The organism is Pseudomonas sp. Irchel s3f19 (assembly GCF_900187555.1).
Classification (GTDB): Bacteria; Pseudomonadota; Gammaproteobacteria; order Pseudomonadales; family Pseudomonadaceae; genus Aquipseudomonas; species Aquipseudomonas capeferrum.
In genome coordinates this window covers 199086-220649 of sequence record NZ_FYDW01000007.1, presented here as the reverse complement: position 1 = coordinate 220649, position 21564 = coordinate 199086, and the positions used below count along the sequence as shown (strand labels likewise).

At 64.3% G+C, this 21564-nt stretch carries 16 protein-coding genes; all 16 read left to right on the top strand.

Translation table 11 applies throughout. The annotated features are described in order from the left end of the window. Positions 1-256: 256 nt before the first annotated feature. The 16 genes from speB to CKW22_RS18160 all read left to right on the top strand — a co-directional run bounded on the left by speB (position 257) and on the right by CKW22_RS18160 (position 21410). Positions 257-1228 carry an agmatinase gene (gene speB / locus CKW22_RS18235; protein ID WP_033698620.1) on the top strand — a complete coding sequence of 324 codons (972 nt, stop codon included), beginning with the start codon at positions 257-259 and terminating at the stop codon, positions 1226-1228. A 15-nt stretch (positions 1229-1243) separates the two neighbouring features. After that, positions 1244-2752, top strand: coding sequence for an aldehyde dehydrogenase (locus tag CKW22_RS18230; RefSeq protein WP_033698619.1), 1509 nt, complete (start codon positions 1244-1246; stop codon positions 2750-2752). Positions 2753-2848: 96 nt separating this feature from the next. After that, positions 2849-3028 carry a hypothetical protein gene (locus tag CKW22_RS18225; RefSeq protein WP_033698618.1) on the top strand — a complete coding sequence of 60 codons (180 nt, stop codon included), beginning with the start codon at positions 2849-2851 and terminating at the stop codon, positions 3026-3028. Further along, positions 3025-4494 (top strand): cytosine permease, encoded by a 1470-nt coding sequence (locus CKW22_RS18220; protein ID WP_033698617.1) that lies wholly within the window; start codon positions 3025-3027, stop codon positions 4492-4494. Before CKW22_RS18225 ends, CKW22_RS18220 begins: the two co-directional genes overlap by 4 nt. Before the next feature lie 4 nt (positions 4495-4498). Further along, positions 4499-6187: a choline dehydrogenase gene (gene betA / locus CKW22_RS18215; protein WP_095064568.1), complete on the top strand. Its 1689-nt coding sequence runs from the start codon at positions 4499-4501 to the stop codon at positions 6185-6187. A 435-nt stretch (positions 6188-6622) separates the two neighbouring features. Next, positions 6623-8047, top strand: coding sequence for a D-serine/D-alanine/glycine transporter (gene cycA / locus CKW22_RS18210; RefSeq protein WP_047583411.1), 1425 nt, complete (start codon positions 6623-6625; stop codon positions 8045-8047). 81 nt (positions 8048-8128) lie between these two features. Then, entirely contained in the window at positions 8129-9661 is a 1533-nt protein-coding gene (locus CKW22_RS18205) for a sigma-54-dependent transcriptional regulator (RefSeq protein WP_095064567.1), read from the top strand. Positions 9662-9921: 260 nt separating this feature from the next. Further along, on the top strand, positions 9922-10299 hold the full coding sequence (gene gcvH, locus CKW22_RS18200; protein ID WP_033698613.1) for a glycine cleavage system protein GcvH: 378 nt from the start codon (positions 9922-9924) through the stop codon (positions 10297-10299). Between the two features lie 14 nt (positions 10300-10313). Beyond that, positions 10314-13184: an aminomethyl-transferring glycine dehydrogenase gene (gcvP, locus tag CKW22_RS18195; protein WP_095064566.1), complete on the top strand. Its 2871-nt coding sequence runs from the start codon at positions 10314-10316 to the stop codon at positions 13182-13184. A 66-nt stretch (positions 13185-13250) separates the two neighbouring features. Then, complete coding sequence (gene glyA / locus CKW22_RS18190; protein ID WP_047583408.1) at positions 13251-14507, top strand: serine hydroxymethyltransferase; 1257 nt, start codon at positions 13251-13253, stop codon at positions 14505-14507. A gap of 68 nt (positions 14508-14575) precedes the next feature. Continuing rightward, on the top strand, positions 14576-15550 hold the full coding sequence (lipA, locus tag CKW22_RS18185) for a lipoyl synthase (RefSeq protein WP_095064565.1): 975 nt from the start codon (positions 14576-14578) through the stop codon (positions 15548-15550). Between the two features lie 259 nt (positions 15551-15809). Beyond that, entirely contained in the window at positions 15810-17069 is a 1260-nt protein-coding gene (locus tag CKW22_RS18180; protein WP_033698607.1) for a cystathionine gamma-synthase family protein, read from the top strand. A gap of 123 nt (positions 17070-17192) precedes the next feature. Further along, complete coding sequence (locus CKW22_RS18175; RefSeq protein WP_047583406.1) at positions 17193-18632, top strand: amino acid permease; 1440 nt, start codon at positions 17193-17195, stop codon at positions 18630-18632. A gap of 49 nt (positions 18633-18681) precedes the next feature. After that, entirely contained in the window at positions 18682-19572 is an 891-nt protein-coding gene (locus tag CKW22_RS18170) for a LysR substrate-binding domain-containing protein (protein WP_033698604.1), read from the top strand. A gap of 15 nt (positions 19573-19587) precedes the next feature. After that, positions 19588-20976, top strand: a complete 1389-nt coding sequence (gene thrC / locus CKW22_RS18165) for a threonine synthase (protein ID WP_095064564.1) — start codon at positions 19588-19590, stop codon at positions 20974-20976. After that, entirely contained in the window at positions 20973-21410 is a 438-nt protein-coding gene (locus CKW22_RS18160; protein WP_047583424.1) for an Lrp/AsnC family transcriptional regulator, read from the top strand. The genes thrC and CKW22_RS18160 overlap by 4 nt, the downstream gene beginning before the upstream one ends. Positions 21411-21564 lie beyond the last annotated feature (154 nt).

Sequence of the window (21564 nt, the reverse complement as noted above, 5' to 3'; positions counted from 1 at the left end):
TCACATCGCGCTGGCTGATATGAGCGTCCGGCCATTGTTTTTTTTCAAGCTAACCACGCACCCGTGATCACTGCAATGCCTGGCGCCTGGAAATGCCGGCGGGCCTTTGGCATTCGGGCGAATACTTCGGGTTGCCCGATGTATGCATCTGCACTTGCGCATTTTTCCGCTGTTGGCCTGCCGCCATAGTGGCTGCAACGGCGGTCGAGCAGTCGCCCCGTCTCCTGACCAGAACAATAAGTGGAGAAACCTGAACATGGCAAAGCACGGTTATGAATCCGGCCGCCTGAACCTGCCCTTCGTCGGGCATTGCACCTTCGCCAAATCGCCCATCTGCACCGACTGGGATGCCATCGACGCCGATGTGGCGATCCTCGGTGCGCCCAACGACATGGGCACCCAATGGCGCTCTGGCGCACGTTTCGGACCGCGCGGCATTCGCGAGGCATCAACCCTGTTCTCGTTCGGCCATGCCGGCGCCTACGACTTCGAAGATGACGCCACCTACCTGACCGATGACCAACTGCGCATGGTCGATGTCGGTGACGCCGATATCGTGCACACCGACATGGCCAGCAGCAATGCCAACATCGAGTCGGCCGTGCGCCAGATTCTCAAGGCCGGCGCCATGCCGGTGGTGCTGGGCGGTGACCACTCGATCCATGCGCCGGTGATCAAGGCCTTCGAAGGCCATGGGCCGATCCACATCGTGCACTTCGATGCCCACCTGGACTTCGTCGACGAGCGCCATGGTGTGCGCTACGGCCACGGCAGCCCCCTGCGCCGCGCCTCGGAGCTGGACCACATCGTCGGCATGACCCAGATGGGCATCCGCAACGTGTCGTCCTCCAACCGCGATGACTACGACGCCGCGCGCGACGCCGGCTCGCAGATCCTTTCGGTACGCGACGTGCGCCGCCTGGGTTGTGAAGGCGTGATGGCGAAAATCCCCGAAGGCCGCGACTACTACATCACCATCGACATCGACGGTTTCGACCCGTCCATCGCCCCAGGTACCGGCACACCGAGCCATGGCGGATTCTTCTACTACGAAGTACTGGAGATCATCCAGGCGCTGGCCCGGCGCAGCCAGGGGCGGATCGTCGGCATGGACCTGGTGGAAGTGGCCCCGGCCTACGACCCGGCAGGCGTGACCTCGATTCTTGCCGCGCAGTTGCTGATGAACAGCATCGGCTTCATCTTCCACGCGCGCGCCAACGCCCGCTGATCCGGAGACTGTACCGTGGACAACAAGGTAAAAGCCTACCTGCAGGCCTTCGGGGTTTCAGAGGCCGCCCAGCGTTTTCTCAGCAAGCCCCAGCGCATGTTCATCGGCGGTGCCTGGCTGGAGGCCAGTGATGGTGCCAGCGCCGAGGTCATCGAGCCGGCCACCGAGGGCGTGCTGACGCGCATCCCCATGGGCACCCCGGACGACCTGGACCGTGCGGTGCGTGCCGCCCGCGCGCAATTCGATGGCGGCCCGTGGAGCCAGCTCAAGCCGCTGGAGCGCGAGCGCCTGATTCATCGCCTGGCCGACCTGGTCGAGGCTAATGGCGATGAGCTGGCGCAGATCGAGTCGATCGACATGGGCAAGTCGGTCGCTCAGGCCCGTGCCGTGGACATCCAGGGCACCGTCGATACGCTGCGCTACTTTGCCGGCTGGGCCAGCAAGATCCATGGGCGCACCGTCGAGCCTTCGCTGCCGGGCAACTACCTGGCCTATACCCGCAAGGAGGCCGTCGGCGTGGTAGGGGCCATCGTGCCCTGGAACTTCCCCCTGCAAACCATGGCCTGGAAGCTCGGCGCGGCGCTGGCGACCGGCTGCACCGTGGTGGTCAAACCGGCGGAGCTGACCTCACTGTCGGCCTTGCGCTTTGCCGAGCTGGTGCAGGCGTCGGGCATCCCCGACGGTGTGCTGAACATTGTCACCGGGCGCGGCAGCGTGGTGGGCACGGCGATGTCCAGCCACCCGGGCATCGACAAGCTGAGCTTTACCGGTTCGACCCCGGTGGGCTGCTCGGTGGGCAAGGCGGCGATGGACCAGATGAAGCGCCTGACCCTGGAACTGGGCGGCAAGTCGCCGGTGATCGTGTTCGCCGATGCCGATATCTTTGCTGCGGCCGAGGCGGTCGCCAACGGTGTGTTCTTCAACTCGGGGCAGGTGTGCGATGCCGGTACCCGTGCTTATGTCGAGCGCAGTGTCTACCCGGCCTTCCTCGAAGCGCTGGCGCGCTACACGGCGACGTTGAAGATCGCCCCGGGGCTGGACCCGGACTGCTTCATCAGCCCCATGGTGTCGCGCCAGCAACAGCAGCGGGTGCTGGAATACATCGCCCTGGGCAAGGCCGAAGGGGCGCAGGTGTACTACGGCGGTGAGCCGGTCGAGGGCGCTGGCTTCTTCGTGCAGCCGACCATCTTTGCCCACTGCAACAACGACATGCGCATCGTCCGTGAGGAAATCTTCGGGCCGGTGTTGGTAACCATGCCTTTCGACGCCGAGGAACAGGCGCTGGCGCTGGCCAACGATTCGCAGTACGGCCTGGCGGCGGCGATCTACTCCAACGACCTGGGCAAGGTCCACGGGCTGATCCCGCGCCTGCGTGCCGGCACGGTCTACGTCAATGCCCACAGCACACTCGACCCGTCCATGCCGTTCGGTGGCTACAAGCAGTCGGGCTATGGCAAGGACATGGGCGCCGAACAACTGGAGTTTCTGCTGGAGACCAAGGCGGTCTGGATCACCTTGCCCTGAGGGACAGGGCCGGCCTGCGTCGCCTGGTTTGGCGAGCGACGCAGGCAACACGAACGCATCGAATTTCAAGAACAAGAACCCGTCGAGGTGATGCCCATGAACAGCCAAGTGGATACCGAGCGTGCACAAGACCTGGAACGGCGCCTGCGCGCCTATGAAGAACTGGAGGGCAGGGCGCACTGGCCCGGCGCGCTGAAGGCAACGGACGTCATCGCCCTTGCCGTGCTGACCCTGGTCATGGTGGTCGGCGCGTATGTGCTGGGGGGCCAGCCATGAGCCGGGCCAGAGAGCAGGAATTTCGCCTGGCCGCCGAACGCGGCGACACGCCCTTGCTGCCGGGTGAACGGGTCTGGGGCTTCTGGGGCTATGCCTACGCCAACTCGGCGTTGGCGGTGGCCACCTGGGTGTTTTTGATCGGCGGTGCCACCGCGCTGTTCGTCGGGCCGTTGCAAGGGATTGCCGCGATCATCATCGGCAACATCATCGGCGTGGTACTGGCGGCATCGTCCACCTGCCTGCCGTGTGGCAAATATGGCGTCGAGCAGTTCACCTTCCTGCGCAGCATGTTCGGCGTCAATGGCAGCCGCCTGGTGTACATCCTCTCGGTGGTGATACTGACCATGGGCTGGCTGGCGGTGCTGGGGTTGATGTGCGGGCGGGCGCTGGACAACCTGGAAACCCTGGTACAGCACAGCGAGCCCGACGCCGGCGACTGGCTGGTGACCGCCGGGGCCCTGCTGGCCATCGTGCTGGCGGCGCTGGTGGCCATGCGCGGGCCCGACATGATCCGCCGCCTGAGCGCGGTGATCGCGCCCAGCCTGATCCTGATCATGCTGGCGCTGATGTACTTCATCTCCCGCCGTTACAGCTTCGGCGAACTGTTGGCGATGCCGCCTTTGCAGCCACCCTTCGAAAACCCGCACGTCAACTTCATGATCGCGGTGGAAATCAACATCGCCGCAGGGTTCTCCTGGTGGCCCTACATCGGCAACCTGTCGCGCCTGTGCAGCAACCAGCGCACGGCCTTCTGGCCCAACCTGGTGGGCATCTTCGGCGCTGCTTCGCTGGGCGAGTCGGTCAGCCTGTTCGCCGCCACCACCCTGGGCAGCAGCGACCCTACGGCCTGGATGCGGCTGGCCGGCGGCATGACATTCGGCGTCATCGCCCTGAGCTTCCTGGCGCTGGCCAACCTGACCGGCATGGTCAACATCCTCTACACCGCGGTGATCGGCCTGCGGCAACTGGCCGGGGAGCGTTTGCGCAGCCTGGGCTGGGGGGTATTGATCGGGCTGTTCTGCATCATACCGGTGGTGATCGTGCTGTTGGCCCCGGGTATCTACGACGGCTTCTTCATCTTCCTGGTGTGGACGTCGGCACTGAACAGCGCCCTGGCCGGCATTGGCATTGCCGATTACTTCTTCCTGCGCAAGCAGCGCCTGAACCTACGCCATCTGTATGCCGAGCAAAGCGGCTCGCCGCTGCGCTTCTGCAAGGGTTTCAACCCCATCGCGCTGCTGGCGCTGGTGGCAGGCTTTGCCATCTACGTGGTGGTGTTCAACCCGCAGACCCTGGCCCATACCGACTTCTTCACCTTCGCCACCGCCTCGCTGCCGTCCTGCCTGTTGGCCGGGCTGGTGCATTACGGGCTGACCCGTCTGCTGGCTACGCGCCTGGGCTGGGGCGGCTACCCAAAGGGCAATGAAAGCACCATCGAGGCCGCAGGCCTTCGCGTACAGGACTAGAACAATGAACAAACGATACGACTACATCATCATCGGCGCAGGCTCTGCCGGCTGCGTCCTGGCCAACCGCCTCAGCGAAGACCCTGCCACCTCGGTGCTGGTGCTGGAGTTCGGCGGCAGCGACCGCAGTGTGCTGATCCAGATGCCCAGTGCGTTTTCCTTGCCGATGAACACCAAGAAGTACAACTGGCGCTACGAGACCGCCGCCGAAACCCACCTGGACGGCCGACGCTTGCACTGCCCAAGAGGCAAGGTGCTGGGTGGGTCGTCCTCGATCAACGGCCTGGTCTACATCCGTGGCCATGCCTGCGACTTCGATGAGTGGGAAAGCCTGGGCGCGAACGGCTGGGGTTATCGCAACTGCCTGCCGTACTTCAAGCGCGCCGAAAACTTCAAGTTCGGCGGCGACGACTACCGCGGTGGCGCCGGGCCGCTGGCCACCAACAACGGCAACAACATGCAGAACCCGCTGTACGGCGCCTGGATAGAAGCCGGTGCCGAGGCCGGCTACATCAAGACCGACGACTGCAATGGCTACATGCAGGAAGGCTTCGGCGCCATGCACATGACCGTGAAGGACGGGGTGCGCTGGTCCACCGCCAATGCCTACCTGCGCCCGGCCATGAGCCGGCCGAACCTGACCGTCGTGACCCACGCCATGACCCGGCGCATCCTGCTCGATGGCAAGCGGGCGGTTGGGGTCGAGTACGACGAAGGCGGCCAGACCCACACGGTTCATTGCAGCCGCGAAGTGCTGGTGGCATCCGGCCCGATCGGCTCGCCGCACCTGCTGCAGCGCTCGGGTATCGGCCCCGAGGCGGTGCTGAAAAAGGCCGGGATCAAGATGCTTCATGCCCTGCCGGGTGTGGGCGAGAACCTGCAGGACCACTCGGAAATCTACATCCAGTACGCCTGCAAGGAGCCGGTGACGCTCAACGGCAAGATGAGCCTGCTGGGCAAGGCGATGATCGGCCTGCGCTGGTTGCTGTTCAAAGATGGCCTGGGCGCCAGCAACCATTTTGAGGCAGGTGGTTTCATCCGCTCGGCCAAGGGGCTGCGCTGGCCGGACATTCAGTTCCACTTCCTGCCGGCGGCGATGCGCTATGACGGCGACAAACCCTTCAAAGGCCATGGTTTCATGGTGCTGACCGGGCCGAACAAACCCAAGAGCCGCGGGCATGTGCGGGCGCTGTCTGCCGACCCTTACCAGCACCCGGAAATCCGCTTCAACTACCTGCAAAGTGAAGAGGACCGCGAGGGCTTCCGCCGCTGCGTGCGCCTGACCCGCGAGATCATCGCCCAGCCGGCGATGGACCGCTTCCGCGGCGAGGAGCTGGCGCCGGGGCCGCAGGTGCAGACCGACGAGCAGATCGATGCCTTCGTGCGTGCCAACATGGAAAGCACCATGCACCCCTGTGGCTCGTGCCGCATGGGCGAGGACGCCATGGCGGTGGTCGACTCGGCGTTGCGTGTGCATGGCTTGCAGGGGCTGCGGGTGATCGACTCGTCGGTGTTCCCCAGCGAGCCCAACGGCAACCTCAATGCGCCGACCATCATGCTCGCCGAGCGCGCTGCCGACCTGGTGCGCGGGCGCGAGCCGCTGGCGCCGGCCGATGTGCCGGTCGGGTTGGTAGAGGATTGGCAGGATCAACAGCGCAGCCGCGCACCACGGCGCGAGGTGCGCACAGGTTGAAACATCCCTAGAACGGACTGTAGGAACCCCAGCGGACGCGCTATTGCTGTGGGAGCGGGCTCGCCCCGCGAATGGCGCGGCGCGGTGTATGGCACCGGCTTCGCCGGTATTCGCGGGGGCACACCTGTTTTAGACGCTAAAGCAAGGCTTGGACTGATAGCGCTCCATTGTAGTGATATCAATACAGCGCAGGGCAGGGCACGGTATACGACGCCTCGGTGTCGTACACCGTGCCCTTTAGCCTTGCCACTGGAGTGGCTTCATTACAGTGGCAAAAGATGATAGTTGCACAAAACCCCGTGTTTAGTGGCCTGTACTCCTTGGCATAGTCCTTGCTGATTCCCTTGTGCTCGTCCGGATGCTCCACGGCATATCCGGGCAGAAAGTTGAACTTGTGACGTTATAAAAACAATTAAACTAGCAAGGTAAATAACAATGAATAACCTGCCGCAGGGTCACTGTCCGCCTGAGGGTGACACGCACGAACTCAAGCGTAATCTTTCCAACCGCCACATCCAGTTGATCGCCATCGGCGGTGCGATTGGCACCGGCCTGTTCATGGGCTCTGGCAAGACCATCAGCCTGGCTGGGCCTTCGATCATCTTCGTCTACATGATCATCGGCTTCATGCTGTTTTTCGTCATGCGGGCCATGGGCGAACTGCTCTTGTCCAACTTGCAGTACAAGTCGTTCATCGATTTTTCCGCCGATTTGTTAGGCCCGTGGGCAGGCTTTTTCACGGGCTGGACTTACTGGTTTTGCTGGATTGTCACCGGGATTGCCGATGTGATCGCCATTTCCGCCTATTCACAATTCTGGTTCCCGGATATTCCCTTGTGGTTGCCGGCGCTGGGCTGCGTCGGGCTGTTGCTGAGCCTCAACCTGATGACGGTGAAGATGTTCGGTGAACTGGAGTTCTGGTTCGCCATGATCAAGATCGTGGCCATTTGCGCATTGGTCTGCACTGGGGTGTACATGGTGGCGGCAGCCTACCAGTCGCCCGCTGGCAACGTCGCCACGCTGGCCAACCTGTGGAACGACGACGGGATGTTCCCCCATGGCCTCATGGGCTTCTTCGCCGGCTTCCAGATTGCGGTGTTCGCCTTCGTCGGCATCGAGCTGGTCGGCACCACGGCTGCCGAAACCAAGAACCCGGAACGCAACCTGCCGCGTGCCATCAACTCCATTCCGCTGCGCATCATCGTCTTCTACGTGTTGGCGTTGATCGCCATCATGGCCGTTACCCCCTGGCGAGATGTGGTGGCCAACAAGAGCCCCTTCGTCGAGCTGTTCGTGCTGGCCGGGCTACCCGCCGCAGCAGGCATCATCAACTTCGTGGTGCTGACGTCAGCGGCGTCTTCGGCCAACAGCGGCGTGTTCTCGACCAGCCGCATGCTCTACGGCCTGGCGATGGAAGGTGATGCACCGGGCACGTTCAGCGCACTGTCGTGCCGCGCCGTGCCGTCCAACGGCCTGATCTTCTCTTGTGTGTGCCTGACCGCCGGTGCGCTGGTGATCTACCTGGTGCCCAACATGCTCGACGCCTTCACCCTGATCACCACGGTGTCGGCCCTGCTGTTCATGTTCGTCTGGTCGATGATCCTGCTGTCGTACCTGGCGTACCGCAAGCGGCGCGACCACCTGCACCGTGCGTCGAAATACAAGATGCCGGGCGGCACCATCATGTGCTGGGTGTGCCTGGCGTTCTTCGCCTTCATCCTCGGCTTGCTGGCCCTGGAAGCGGACACCCGCATGGCGTTGTTCGCCATGCCGGTGTGGTTCGCGCTGCTGGGCCTGTTCTACCGGTCCGTCCGCCAGAAAAGACAGGGGAACACTGCGTTGTCCTTCGAAGCGGATTGATCGCCAACGTCACGTTTACCCAGGGGGACAGCGCAGTGTGCGCCGTCCCCCTGTTGTCGTTTTGCCAACCAGGGAATCACGATGAGAATCCACGTCACCTTCATCGACCGCGTCGGCATCACCCAGGAAATCCTGGCACTGCTGGGGGCGCGCAACCTCAACCTGGATGCGGTGGAAATGATCCCGCCCAACGTCTACATCGACGCCCCGGCGCTGCAGCAGGCGGTGCTGGACGAACTGCATGCTGCGCTGTTGCGGGTGGCCGGTGTGCAGGCGGTCGAGCTGGTCGACTTCCTGCCCGGCCATCGCCGACGCCTGCAATTGGAGGCGCTGCTGGCGGCGATGAGTGACCCGGTGCTGGCGGTGGACGCTGGCGGCCATGTGCTGCTGGCCAACCCCACGCTGGTCAGCCTGATTGGCCGCGAGCCGGCTGGTGAGCCGTTATCGCGGCTGTTTGCCGAGGCAGACCTGGCCCAAACCTTGATCGACAAGGGCTTTCGCCTGCCCATGTGCGAGGTGGGTTTCCAGGGCCAGGCGCTGTTGCTGGAAGCCACGCCCATCAGTGGCGGTGCCGAGGCCCTGGTCGGCGGCCTGCTCACCCTTTACCCGCCAAGCCGCATCGGCGAGCGCCTGGCGTCGTTGCTGCACGACCCTGGTGAAGGGCTGGACGGGCTGCTTGGTGACTCGACCGCGCTCAAGGAACTCAAGGTGCGCCTGCACAAAGTGGCCGGCCTTGAAGCGCCGCTGCTGATCCAGGGTGAGACAGGCACTGGCAAGGAGCTGGTCGCCCGTGCCTGCCATGCCCTCAGCGCCCGGCGTGATGCGTCGTTTCTGGCGCTCAACTGTGCTGCACTGCCAGAGAGCCTGGCCGAAAGCGAACTGTTCGGCTACGCCGCCGGCGCCTTCACTGGCGCCCAGCGCGGCGGCAAGCCTGGCCTGCTGGAGCTGGGCGATGGCGGCACGGTGTTTCTCGATGAGGTGGGGGAGATGTCGCCCTACCTGCAGGCCAAGCTGTTGCGTTTTCTCAATGACGGCAGCTTCCGTCGGGTGGGCGGCGGCGGTGAGGTGCGGGTGAATGTCCGAGTGGTCTGTGCGACCCACCGCAACCTGGAAAACATGGTGCTCGAAGGCAGCTTTCGCGAAGACCTCTACTACCGCCTCAACGTGCTCAACCTGAAGGTGCCGCCCTTGCGCGAGCGTGGCAAGGACATCCTGCTGCTGGCCGAGCACTTCCTGCGCCAGGCCTGCGCGCAGATCCAGCGCTCGCCCTGCCGGCTGGCGCTGGCCACCCACCCGTTGCTGCTGGGCAACCGCTGGGCGGGCAACGTGCGCCAGTTGCAGAACGTGGTGTTCCGTGCGGCAGCCATCAGCGAAGGGGAGGTGATCGACTGCGACGACCTGGAACTGGCCGGCACCGCCTTGAGCAGCCAGCAGCCTGACGCCCAAGCGGTCATCAGCCTGGAAGCAGCGGTGCAGGGGTTTGAAAAGTCCCTGCTGGAAAACCTGTATGCGACGTACCCCTCGACCCGGCAATTGGCTGCGCGCCTGCAGACCTCGCACACCGCAATCGGCCAGCGCTTACGCAAATACGGCATCGCCAGCCGGCCCGCGTAGCCGCCCTGGTGCCAATACGTTCCAGTGGAGTGAATGCACTCCACTGGAACGGGGCCCCCACATTCATTGGCACGCCCCTTCAAGGGCGCCTCTCGGCGCGACGCACTGGAGCTGTTTCGTTCCGCAGAAGCCGTTTGAAAATGACCTCGATGTTCAACTAACTAGTTGAAATTAAAGGCTTTATACAAGTTGGCATCGCCCTTGCTCTTGTGGTTTCAGTCCTGGACCGGGACCCACCTGATAACAAGAGAGGAAGACCCATGAGCACGCTGCGTTTTACCCCCGAGCACGAATGGCTGCGTCTGGAAGCGACTGGCGAGTTGACCGTCGGCATCACCACCTATGCCCAGGAGGCGCTGGGTGATGTGGTGTTCGTGCAGTTGCCGGAGCCGGGCGAGTACGCCGAGGGCAATGAAGTCGCGGTGCTGGAGTCGGTGAAGGCCGCCAGCAACATCAGCATGCCCCTGAACGGTAGCGTGGTGGCGGTCAACCAGGCCCTGGCCGACGACCCGGAACTGGTCAATGCCTCACCGATGAAGGACGGCTGGTTCTTCCGCATCCAGGTCGCCAACATCGCCGACCTCGACACCTTGATGGACCAGGAAGGCTATGAGCGCTTCCTGGCCGACAACGCCTGAACCAGGGTATCGACATGACCAACGCACCTGTCGCATTGACCACGGATAACGCGTTCATCGCACGTCACATCGGCCCTCGCGAGCACGACATCGAGGCGATGCTGGCGCTGACCGGCCACGACACCCTGGATGCCCTGATCGACAGCGTCATCCCCGACAGCATCAAGGGCACCAGCGTGCTCGCGCCGAGCAAAGGGCAGGGCGAGGCTGAAGCCCTGGCAGCACTCAAGGCCATCGCCGCGAAGAACCAGCTGTTTCGCAACCACATCGGCCAAGGTTACTATCCGTGCCATACGCCGACGCCGATCCTGCGCAACCTGCTGGAAAACCCGGCCTGGTACACCGCGTACACGCCTTACCAGCCAGAGATTTCTCAAGGCCGCCTGGAAGCGCTGCTCAATTTCCAGACCCTGGTCAGCGACCTCACCGGCATGCAGATCGCCAACGCCTCCTTGCTCGACGAGGCCACCGCCGCCGCCGAAGCCATGACCTTCTGCAAACGCCTGGCCAAGAGCAAGGCGCCGGCATTCTTTGCCTCCCACCATTGCCACCCGCAGACCCTCGACGTGCTGCGCACCCGCGCCCAACCCCTGGGCATAGAAGTGGTCATCGGTGATGAAGCGGCGCTGCAGTGGCAAAGCCTTGAGCCGTACTTCGGCCTGCTGCTGCAGTACCCGGCCAGCACCGGCGCCATCGCCGACCACCGCAGCCTGGTAGCACGCGCCCATGCCGTCGGTGCGTTGGTGGCGGTGTCTGCCGACCTGCTGGCGCTGACCTTGCTGACCCCACCGGGTGAATTCGATGCCGATGTGGTGCTGGGCAGCGCTCAGCGCTTCGGCGTGCCGCTGGGCTTCGGTGGCCCGCACGCGGCGTATTTTGCAACCCGCGATGCGTTCAAGCGCGACATGCCTGGCCGCCTGGTCGGTGTGTCCATCGACCGCTTCGGCAAGCCGGCCCTGCGCCTGGCCATGCAGACCCGCGAGCAACACATCCGTCGTGAGAAGGCGACCAGCAACATCTGCACCGCGCAGGTGCTGCTGGCCAACATTGCCAGCATGTATGCGGTCTACCATGGCCCCGCGGGGCTGGCGCAGATTGCCCGGCGGGTACACCGCCTGACCGCGATCCTGGTGCAAGGGCTGCAGCAGCTTGGGCACCTGGTGGAGCAGGCGCACTTCTTCGACACCGTTAGCGTGGTGACTGCCCAGCCTGTGGCCGAGGTGCTGGCCGCCGCCCACGGTGCGCAGTTGAACTTGCGCCTGATTGACCAGACCCGCGTCGGCCTGTCGCTGGATGAAACCTGCGAGCAGGCCAGTGTCGAGGCCTTGTGGCAGGTGTTCGCCGCCCCTGGCCAGGCGCTGCCCGATTTCGCCGCCCTGGCCGCTGACAGTGGCGATCGCCTGCCGGCGCAACTGCTGCGCGAAACCGCGTTCCTACAGCACCCGGTGTTCAACCGCTACCACTCTGAAACAGCGCTGATGCGCTACCTGCGTAGCCTGGCCGACAAGGACCTGGCCCTGGACCGCACCATGATCGCGCTGGGCTCGTGCACCATGAAGCTCAACGCCGCCAGTGAGATGATCCCGATCACCTGGCCCGAGTTCGGCAACCTGCACCCGTTCGCCCCGGCCGAACAGTCACTCGGTTACCGCCAGTTGACCGATGAACTGCAGGCCATGCTCTGCGAGGCCACTGGTTATGACGCAATGTCGCTGCAGCCCAACGCCGGCTCCCAAGGTGAATACGCAGGCCTGTTGGCCATCCGCGCCTACCATGCCAGCCGCGGCGAAGCGGGCCGCGATGTGTGCCTGATCCCGTCGTCGGCCCATGGCACCAACCCGGCCACGGCTCAGATGGCCGGCATGCGTGTGGTGGTGGTCAACTGCGACGAGCGTGGCAACGTCGATGTGGCCGACCTGCAAGCCAAGGCCGAGCAGCACCGCGACCAGTTGGCCGCGCTGATGATCACCTACCCCTCGACCCATGGTGTGTTCGAAGCGGGCATCACCCGCATCTGCGACATCATCCATGCGCACGGCGGCCAGGTGTACCTGGACGGCGCCAACATGAACGCCATGGTCGGCCTCTGCGCGCCGGGCAAGTTCGGTGGTGACGTGTCGCACCTGAACCTGCACAAGACCTTCTGCATCCCCCACGGCGGCGGCGGCCCCGGGGTCGGCCCGATCGGTGTCAAGGCGCACTTGGCGCCGTTCCTGCCCGGCCACGCGCACATGGCGCACAAAGAGGGCGCTGTCTGCGCGGCGCCTTATGGCAGCGCGAGCATCCTGCCGATCACCTGGATGTACATCCGCATGATGGGTGGGGAAGGGCTCAAGCGCGCCTCGCAGCTGGCCATTCTGAGTGCCAACTACATTGCCCGGCGGCTGGAGGAGCACTACCCGGTGCTGTACACCGGCGAGAACGGCCTGGTGGCCCACGAGTGCATCCTTGACCTGCGCCCGCTAAAGGACAGCAGTGGCATCAGCGTCGAAGACGTGGCCAAGCGCCTGATCGATTTCGGCTTCCACGCCCCGACCATGTCCTTCCCTGTGGCGGGCACGTTGATGGTCGAGCCAACCGAGAGCGAGTCCAAGGAAGAGCTCGACCGCTTCTGCGAGGCCATGATCTGTATCCGTGAGGAAATCCGCGCGGTGGAGAACGGCACCCTCGACAAGCTCGACAACCCGCTGAAGAACGCACCGCATACCGCCAGCGAACTGGTCGGCGAATGGCCCCATCGCTATGCCCGCGAGCTGGCGGTGTACCCGCTGCCAGCGCTGCGCGATAACAAGTACTGGCCGCCGGTGGGGCGCGTGGACAACGTCTACGGTGACCGCAACCTGGCGTGCGCCTGCCCACCCCTGTCGCTCTACCAGGATGCCTGACCGCTCGGGCCCGGACCCGGTCCCGGTCCGGGCCTTGCCTGCCCACAACAACAAGGAAGCACACGCATGTTCCATAAAAGCCTGACCCTGTCCGATTTCGACCCTGTACTGCAAGCGGCCATCAGCCGCGAAGTGCAGCGCCAGGAAGACCATATCGAGCTGATCGCCTCGGAGAACTACACCAGCCCGCAAGTGATGCAGGCCCAGGGCACCGAGCTGACCAACAAGTACGCCGAAGGCTACCCGGGCAAGCGCTACTACGGCGGCTGCGAACACGTCGATGTGGTTGAACAGTTGGCCATCGAACGTGCCAGGCTGCTGTTCGGTGCCGATTACGCCAACGTCCAGCCGCACTCTGGCTCTTCCGCCAACAGCGCGGTGTACCTGGCCCTGCTGCAAGCTGGCGATACCCTCCTGGGCATGAGCCTGGCCCACGGCGGCCACCTGACCCACGGCGCCAAGGTGTCGTCTTCGGGCAAGCTTTATAACGCTGTGCAGTACGGCATCAACACCGACACCGGCCTGATCGACTACGACGAAGTCGAGCGCCTGGCGGTCGAGCACAAGCCAAAGATGATCGTTGCCGGCTTCTCGGCCTACTCCAAGACCCTCGACTTCCCACGCTTTCGCGCTATCGCCGACAAGGTCGGTGCGCTGCTGTTCGTCGACATGGCCCACGTCGCCGGCCTGGTTGCCGCTGGCCTGTACCCCAACCCGCTGCCGTACGCCGACGTGGTCACCACCACCACCCACAAGACTTTGCGCGGCCCGCGTGGCGGCCTGATCCTGGCCAAGTCCAACGAAGCGATCGAGAAAAAGCTCAACGCTGCCGTATTCCCTGGCGCCCAGGGTGGCCCGCTGATGCACGTCATCGCCGCCAAGGCCGTGTGCTTCAAGGAAGCGCTGGCGCCTGAGTTCAAGCGCTACCAGCAACAGGTCATCGAAAACGCCCAAGCCATGGCCCAGGTGTTCATCGAACGCGGTTACGACGTGGTGTCCGGCGGCACCGACAACCACCTGTTCCTGGTCAGCCTGATCCGCCAGGGCCTCACCGGAAAAGACGCCGACGCCGCCCTTGGCCGCGCGCACATCACCGTCAACAAGAACGCCGTGCCCAACGACCCGCAGTCGCCGTTCGTGACATCGGGCCTGCGCATCGGCACTCCGGCCGTCACCACCCGCGGCTTCAAGGTTGCAGAGTGCGTGGCCCTGGCGGGCTGGGTCTGCGACATCCTCGACCACCTTGGTGATGCCGATGTCGAGGCCCAGGTGGCCGGGTCGGTGGCCAAGCTGTGTGCGGAATATCCGGTCTACCGCGCCTGAATCGGCCGTGGATGAAGCCTCGTGGATGAAGCAACCGTGGATGAAGCCCTGACTGGCGGAGCATGAACATGAACCAGACCCTGACTGCGGCCACGCGCCCGCAGCCCCTGCAAGCCGGCTTGAAACTGCGCGGCGCCGAAAAGGTGGCGCGCATACCGGTGAAGATCCTGCCCACCGAGGAAGTGCCGCGCAAACCCGACTGGATCCGCGTGGAAATCGCCACGTCACCCGAGGTCGCCCGGGTCAAGGCGCTGCTGCGCAAGCACAAGCTGCACAGCGTCTGCGAAGAAGCCTCATGCCCGAACCTGGGCGAGTGCTTTTCCGGTGGTACGGCGACCTTCATGATCATGGGCGACATCTGCACCCGGCGTTGCCCGTTCTGCGACGTCGGCCATGGCCGGCCGAAACCGCTGGATGCCGATGAGCCGAAGCACTTGGCGATCGCCATTGCCGAGCTGCGCCTGAAGTACGTGGTAATCACCTCGGTGGACCGTGACGACCTGCGCGACGGCGGTGCCCAGCACTTCGTCGACTGCCTGCGCGAAATCCGCAAGCTGTCGCCGGGCACGAAGCTGGAAACCCTGGTGCCGGATTACCGGGGGCGCATGGACGTGGCCCTGGCCATCACCGAACAGGCGCCGCCGGATGTGTTCAACCATAACCTGGAGACCGTGCCGCGCTTGTACAAGGCGGCACGGCCGGGGTCGGACTTCGAGTGGTCGCTGGACCTGTTGGAGAACTTCAAGCGCCGGGTGCCCGGGGTGCCGACCAAGTCCGGGCTGATGCTGGGCCTGGGGGAAACCGACGAGGAGGTGCTGGAAGCGATGCAGCGCATGCGCGAGCATCAGGTCGGCATGCTGACCCTGGGGCAGTACCTGCAGCCTTCGCGCAGCCACCTGCCGGTGCAGCGGTTCGTGCACCCGGATACCTTTGCCTGGTTCGCCGAGCAGGCTGTGGCGATGGGCTTCAGGAATGTGGCGTCGGGGCCGCTGGTACGCTCGTCCTACCATGCCGACCAGCAAGCCTTGCACGCGATTCGGTAAACGCCGGGGCTGCTGCGCAGCCCATCGCGGCGCAATGCCGCTCCCACATTGACGGTGTATGCCCATATTCACAGGGTAGGTGCGGCCAGTGTGGGAGCGGCCTTGTGCCGCGATGGGCCGCAAAGCGGCCCCCCAGAAGTCATTAAAAAAAGCGCCCCTAAGGCCCTTATTGCATCGTTTTTCAGGGGCGTATGTGCGCTCTATAGTCCTCGCAGACCAGTCGAAACACCGTCGTGTTTCATCGATGCGAGACAATTACATGAATAACCAAGCAAAGGTCGCCCACGGCGTGCAGCCCGGTATCGGTACCCAGGTGGTGTGGGAGGGTGAACAGGTCGAGCACCCCTACAACGCCACCCAAACCCCGATCATCGCCAGTGCCGCCTACGGCTACCAGGACATCGACGCCTGGTACGACATCGCCCTGGGCAAACAACCTGGCTTCATCTACAGCCGCATGAGCAACCCGACGGTTGCGGTCCTTGAAGACAAACTGTGCGCCCTGGAACACGCCGAGTCGGCCGTGGCCTTCAGCACCGGCATGGCCGCCATCAGCGGTGTACTGCATACCTTCCTGTGCAACGGCAAGCGTGTGGTCTCGACCCGCGACAGCTACGGCGGCACCAACAAGATCTTCGAAGAGTTTCTGCCCCGCCAGGGCATCGAGGTGACGCTGTGCGACACCCTCGACAGCGAAGCCATGGAGCGTGAAATCGCTCGCGGTTGCGATGTGGTCTACCTGGAGACGCCGAGCAACCCGACGCTGAAAATCCTCGACATCCGCCGGCTGGTAGCCGCCGCCAAGCGTGTGGGGGCACTGGTGGTTGCCGATAACACCTTCGCCACGCCGCTGAACCAGAACCCGCTGCTGCTGGGCGTCGACGTGGTGGTGCACAGCGCGACCAAATTCCTGTCCGGGCATGGCGATGTGCTGGGCGGTGTCGTCTGCGGCGCCGAAACCTTGATGGCGCAGGTGCGTCACTACCGTGAAATCAACGGCGCCTCGCTGGACCCGTTCTCCGCCTACCTGATCATTCGCGGCATCAAGACCCTGGCGCTGCGCCTGCGTCAGCAACAGGCCAGCGCCCAGGCCCTGGCCGAATACCTGTGCACCGAGCCGCTGGTGGAGGCGGTCAACTACCCCGGGTTGCCGCAGCACCCCGGCCACGCGATCGCCAACGCGCAGATGCGCGGTTTTGGCGCGATCGTCAGTTTCGTCCTGGCAGGCGGGATGGACACCGTCGTCGCGCTGCTGCCTAAGCTGCGCTATGCCCACCGCGCCGGCAACCTCGGTGCAGTGGAAACCATCTACGGGCCGGCACGGACAACCAGCCACGTGGAAAACACCCTGGAAGAGCGCCAGGCACTGGGCATTTCCGAAGGCCTGGTGCGGGTTTCGGTCGGCATCGAGGATACCGCTGACCTGCTGGCAGACCTGCGCCAGGCGTTCGCGACAGTGCGCGCCCAGCAGGGGCAGGGCAGCGACCGCTGCGATCGGCACGTTGAAGTGTCGACCTGAGGCGTTGGGCGCGCCCTTCCTGATTCATGAAAGCCATAACAATAACAGCCGCTGACACATCGACGGGGTCGGCCCCAGGGCCGCTTGCCGGTCGATTGCCAGCCACTTCATGAGAACTCGATTATGTCCACCGAACAATCAAAGCCGGCGTCGGCCCACGCGGCCGGGTACAAGAAAGAGATGCACACCCGCCATATCGTCATGTTGGCGCTGGGCGGGGTGATCGGCACGGGCCTGTTTCTGACCTCGGGCTACACGGTCAACCAGGCTGGCCCCCTGGGCGCGGTGATCGCGTATTGCGTCGGCGCGGTGATGGTCTACCTGGTCATGGTCTGCCTGGGTGAGCTGGCGGTGCAGATGCCCGAAACCGGCTCGTTCAGCAGCTATGCCACCCGCTACCTGGGGCCAGGCACCGGCTACACGGTGGCCTGGCTGTACTGGCTGACCTGGGCCGTGGCCATCGGCTCGGAGTTTACCGCGGCGGGCATCCTGATGGTCCGCTGGTTTCCCGACACGCCGGTGTGGATCTGGAGCGCGCTGTTCGCCATCACGGTACTGGTCAGCAACGTGGTGTCGGTGCGCCTGTTCGCCGAGACCGAATTCTGGCTGTCGCTGGTCAAGGTGCTGACGGTGATTGCCTTCATCGCCATCGGCGCTGGCGCCATCTTCGGCCTCTTCGATGTGCAGCATGTGCAGGGTATCGGGCTGTCCAACTTCACCCGTGAGGGCTTGTTCCCGACCGGCGTGCTGCCGATTGCGATGACGCTTCTGGCGGTGTCCTTTGCGTTTTCCGGTACCGAACTGATCGGCATTGCCGCCGGCGAGGCAAAAGACCCGCAGGTGAGCGTGCCCAAGGCCATTCGGACCACGGTCGTGCGCCTGGCGCTGTTCTTCGTCGGCACCATCATCGTGCTGGCCACCTTGCTGCCGCGCGAACAGGCAGGCCTGGTCGAAAGCCCGTTCGTCATGGTCTTCGACCTGATCGGCATCCCGTATTCGGCAGACATCATGAACTTCGTGATCCTCACCGCCTTGCTGTCGGCCGCCAACTCCGGGCTGTACGCGGCCTCGCGGATGCTGTGGACGCTCAGTGACCAGGGCCATATGCCCAAGTGCTTCGCCCGCCTGTCGCCGCGTGGCACGCCGGTCAACGCGATCGTGCTGAGCATGGCCGGGGCCGCGGCGTCGTTGCTCAGCAGCGTGCTGGCACCGGACACAGTGTACCTGGCGCTGGTGTCGATTTCCGGCCTGGCGGTGGTGGTGGTGTGGATGAGCATTGCCGGCAGCCAGATCGCCTTCCGCCGCCATTACGTGGCCAATGGCGGGCGGGTCGAAGACCTGCACTTCAGGGTGCGCGGCTACCCCTGGGTGCCGCTGGGCGCGATTGCCTGCTGCGTGCTGGCCTGTGTCGGCATCGCCTTCGACCCCGAACAACGCGTCGCCCTGTACTTCGGCATCCCGTTCATTGGCTGGTGCTACTTCGTCTACTGGGTTACCCGCAACAAGCGTGCACAGCGGCTGGCGGCCCTGGCGCCGGCAGGTTCGAGTGTTGGCGTGAGCTGAGCCTTCCGGTTCATGATGCACGGACCCCACTGTGAACGAGGTCGTGTCGATGAAGCAAAAAACCCTGCCGCCGCTCAACTGGCTGCGGTCTTTCGAAGTGTCGGCACGCGCCTTGAACTTTACTCACGCAGCCGAGGAGCTGCACCTCACCCAGGGGGCGGTGAGCCAGCAGATCCGGCAACTCGAACACCACCTGGGCGTGGCCTTGTTCAAGCGCCTGCCCAGGGGCCTGGGCCTGACCGAAGAGGGGCAGTCCTACCTGCCGGTGGTGCAGGATGCGATCAGCCGCCTGGCGGTGGGCACCAACGAGATCTTCGGTCAGCACCAGCGCGGGCCGGTGAAGGTGCGCGGCAGCTTGTCGTTCCTGCAGTACTGGCTAGCCCCGCGGCTGCCCGACTTCAGCCGCCAGCACCCGCACATCGACATCCGCTATATCAGCAACCTGTGGGTCAAGGCGCCGGATGGCGAGGACGACCTGGAGGTGCGCTGGGGCAATGGCGAATGGCCCGGGCTGCATGCCCAACGCTTGACCTGGGACGTGCTGGTGCCGGTCTGTTCGCCGGCGCTGATGGCGCGCTCGCCCATTCGCCAGCCGCGCGACCTCAGGCACCACCCGCTGCTGCATGTGCTGGGCTACGAGGAGGGCTGGGGCTACTGGCTCAAGCGGGTAGGCGCGGACGATGTCGACTACTCGCGGGGGCTGCAGTTCGACACGCTGGTGTCCACCATCCGCATGGCCGAACTGGGGCAGGGGGTGGCGCTGGCGCGATCGTCCGTAGTCGAGGATCTGCTCAGGGACGGCCAACTGGTCGCACCCTTCAGCCAGCGCATCGAAGCGAGCGAATCGTTTTACCTGGTACGCGAGCAAGGGCGGCCACTGCCGCCCGATGCTGCGCTGTTTTCATCCTGGCTGGTGGCACACGCGCACCGGCCTTCGTAACCCTGGGGAGTTTTCATGCATTACGTCAGTACCCGCAACGCTGATGTGCGAGCGGACTTCCGTGAAGTCGTGCTGTCGGGGCCTGCCGCCGATGGCGGGCTGTATGTGCCGGCGTACTTGCCGGTAATCAGCCCTGAGGCGATTGCCAGTTGGTCCTGGCTGCCCTTCGATGAGCTGGTCTGGCGGGTCATCGCGCCCTTTGTCGGCGATGCCATTGATGACCCGTGCTTGCGCGTGCTGCTCAGCGACAGCTACCAGGCCTTCAGCCACCGCGCGATCACACCCTTGCAGCAGATTGGCCATAACGAATGGATCCTGCAGTTGTTCCATGGCCCCACACGCACCTCGAAGGACTTCGCCGCGCAGCTCCAGGCACGGCTGGTCAGCCACTTTCTGACGCGCTCCGGCGGCGAGGCACTGGTGGTCGGGGCCACCAATGGTGATACCGGCATTGCCGCGATCGAGGCCTTTGCGTCCAGGCCCAATGTGCGCCTGGCCATTCTCTACCCGCAGGGCGAGATCCCGGCAGACCGCCTTGTCGCCTTGCAGGCGGCGGACCCCGCCAGTGTTCAGCTGCTGCCGGTGGAGGGCAGTTTCGACGACTGTCAGACCCTGGTAGCACGGCTGTTTCGTGCCTGGCCGCTGGAGGGTTTGATACCGGTGTGTTTCAACTCGACCAACTGGGTAGGGGTGCTGGCGCAGATCGTGTTCTACTTCCACGCGGCCCTGCAATTGGGTGGCGGCACCCGGCCGGTTGCATTCAGCGTACCGGCGGCAAGCTTCGCGGAAATCTACGCCGGCTTCATTGCGCAGAAAATGGGGTTGCCGATCAATCAGGTGATCGTTTCGACCAACAGCAACGATGCCCTTCACCGTTTCCTTCATCGCAACCGCTACGCCCCCCATGCCAGTCAGCGCACGTCGTCACCGGCCATGGACTTTTCGCTGTATTCGAACCTGGAGCGCTTCATCTGGGAGCTGTATGGGCGCAGCGGCAGCCGTGTCGCAGCGCTGATGGAGCATTTCGAGGCCTGTGGTGAATTGAGCATCGGCAATGCGCAATGGCTTGAGGCGCGGGTGTTGTTCGACTCCTATGCGGTGGACGAAGCCGAAGTACGCCGCGAAGTCATCACCCTGCGCGAGCAAGCGGCAACGTTGGTCGACCCTCATACGGCCGTCGGCGCACTGGCGGGCCGCATGCATCGGCGCAGCCTGGGTGCGCCGATGGTGACCCTGGGCCAGATCGCGCCAAGCAAGTCTGCCGCGCTGCTGGCGCAGCTGGGTGTCTGGGAGGGTGAGCTGGCCTGCCTGCCACCGGTGCAAGAGGGCCCACCGGCGTTGCATCGGGGTGACCTGGATGGCTTGTGCAAGGCCTTGCTGGCGGCGCAGTCGAGGCCCGCATGAAGCGTATTCTCGACCCGCTGGACGAGCGCATCCTTGCCGAACTGACCGCCAACGCACGCATCGCCCACGCCGAGCTCGGGGCCAAGGTGAACCTGTCGCGCAATGCGGTGCGCCAGCGTATCGAACGGCTTGAGCGCGACGGTGCGATACAGGGCTATACGGTTAGGCTGGGGGACGCCCGCCGGCCATCGTCGTTGATCAGTGCGGTGATTTTCGTCTATCGCTACGACCGCATGCGCGGTGACGACGTGCTGGCCACCTTGCGGAGCATCCCCGAGGTGGTGCAGTGCGAAGTGCTCAGCGGCGAGTTTGACCTGATGCTGAGGGTCGATGCCGCTACCCCGGAGCGGGTCCACGCCGTGTGGAAAGAAATCGCCGGCATCAAGGGTGTTGAAAACACCGTCACCTCCTTCGTCCTCTCCGCCGTCTTTTAACCCTGCTTCTATCCCCCCGAACAAAATTTATCTCATTGATTACGCAGCGACCCTGTGGGCGCGGGCTTGCCCCGCGAACACCGGCAAAGCCGGTGTCAGCTACCGCGTGGCCCCATTCGCGGGCCTGCGAGCCTGTGCAGATCGCCCAATAAAT

Excerpts from the sequence above, each read along its gene's own strand:
- CKW22_RS18160 (WP_047583424.1), top strand. The coding sequence starts at position 20,973 with ATGAAGCGTATTCTCGACCCGCTGGACGAGCGCATCCTTGCCGAACTG.
- CKW22_RS18180 (WP_033698607.1), top strand. The coding sequence starts at position 15,810 with ATGAATAACCAAGCAAAGGTCGCCCACGGCGTGCAGCCCGGTATCGGT.
- betA (WP_095064568.1), top strand. The coding sequence starts at position 4,499 with ATGAACAAACGATACGACTACATCATCATCGGCGCAGGCTCTGCCGGC.
- CKW22_RS18205 (WP_095064567.1), top strand. The coding sequence starts at position 8,129 with ATGAGAATCCACGTCACCTTCATCGACCGCGTCGGCATCACCCAGGAA.
- CKW22_RS18170 (WP_033698604.1), top strand. The coding sequence starts at position 18,682 with ATGAAGCAAAAAACCCTGCCGCCGCTCAACTGGCTGCGGTCTTTCGAA.
- glyA (WP_047583408.1), top strand. The coding sequence starts at position 13,251 with ATGTTCCATAAAAGCCTGACCCTGTCCGATTTCGACCCTGTACTGCAA.
- CKW22_RS18225 (WP_033698618.1), top strand. The coding sequence starts at position 2,849 with ATGAACAGCCAAGTGGATACCGAGCGTGCACAAGACCTGGAACGGCGC.
- speB (WP_033698620.1), top strand. The coding sequence starts at position 257 with ATGGCAAAGCACGGTTATGAATCCGGCCGCCTGAACCTGCCCTTCGTC.
- gcvP (WP_095064566.1), top strand. The coding sequence starts at position 10,314 with ATGACCAACGCACCTGTCGCATTGACCACGGATAACGCGTTCATCGCA.
- thrC (WP_095064564.1), top strand. The coding sequence starts at position 19,588 with ATGCATTACGTCAGTACCCGCAACGCTGATGTGCGAGCGGACTTCCGT.
- CKW22_RS18175 (WP_047583406.1), top strand. The coding sequence starts at position 17,193 with ATGTCCACCGAACAATCAAAGCCGGCGTCGGCCCACGCGGCCGGGTAC.
- CKW22_RS18220 (WP_033698617.1), top strand. The coding sequence starts at position 3,025 with ATGAGCCGGGCCAGAGAGCAGGAATTTCGCCTGGCCGCCGAACGCGGC.
- lipA (WP_095064565.1), top strand. The coding sequence starts at position 14,576 with ATGAACCAGACCCTGACTGCGGCCACGCGCCCGCAGCCCCTGCAAGCC.
- cycA (WP_047583411.1), top strand. The coding sequence starts at position 6,623 with ATGAATAACCTGCCGCAGGGTCACTGTCCGCCTGAGGGTGACACGCAC.
- gcvH (WP_033698613.1), top strand. The coding sequence starts at position 9,922 with ATGAGCACGCTGCGTTTTACCCCCGAGCACGAATGGCTGCGTCTGGAA.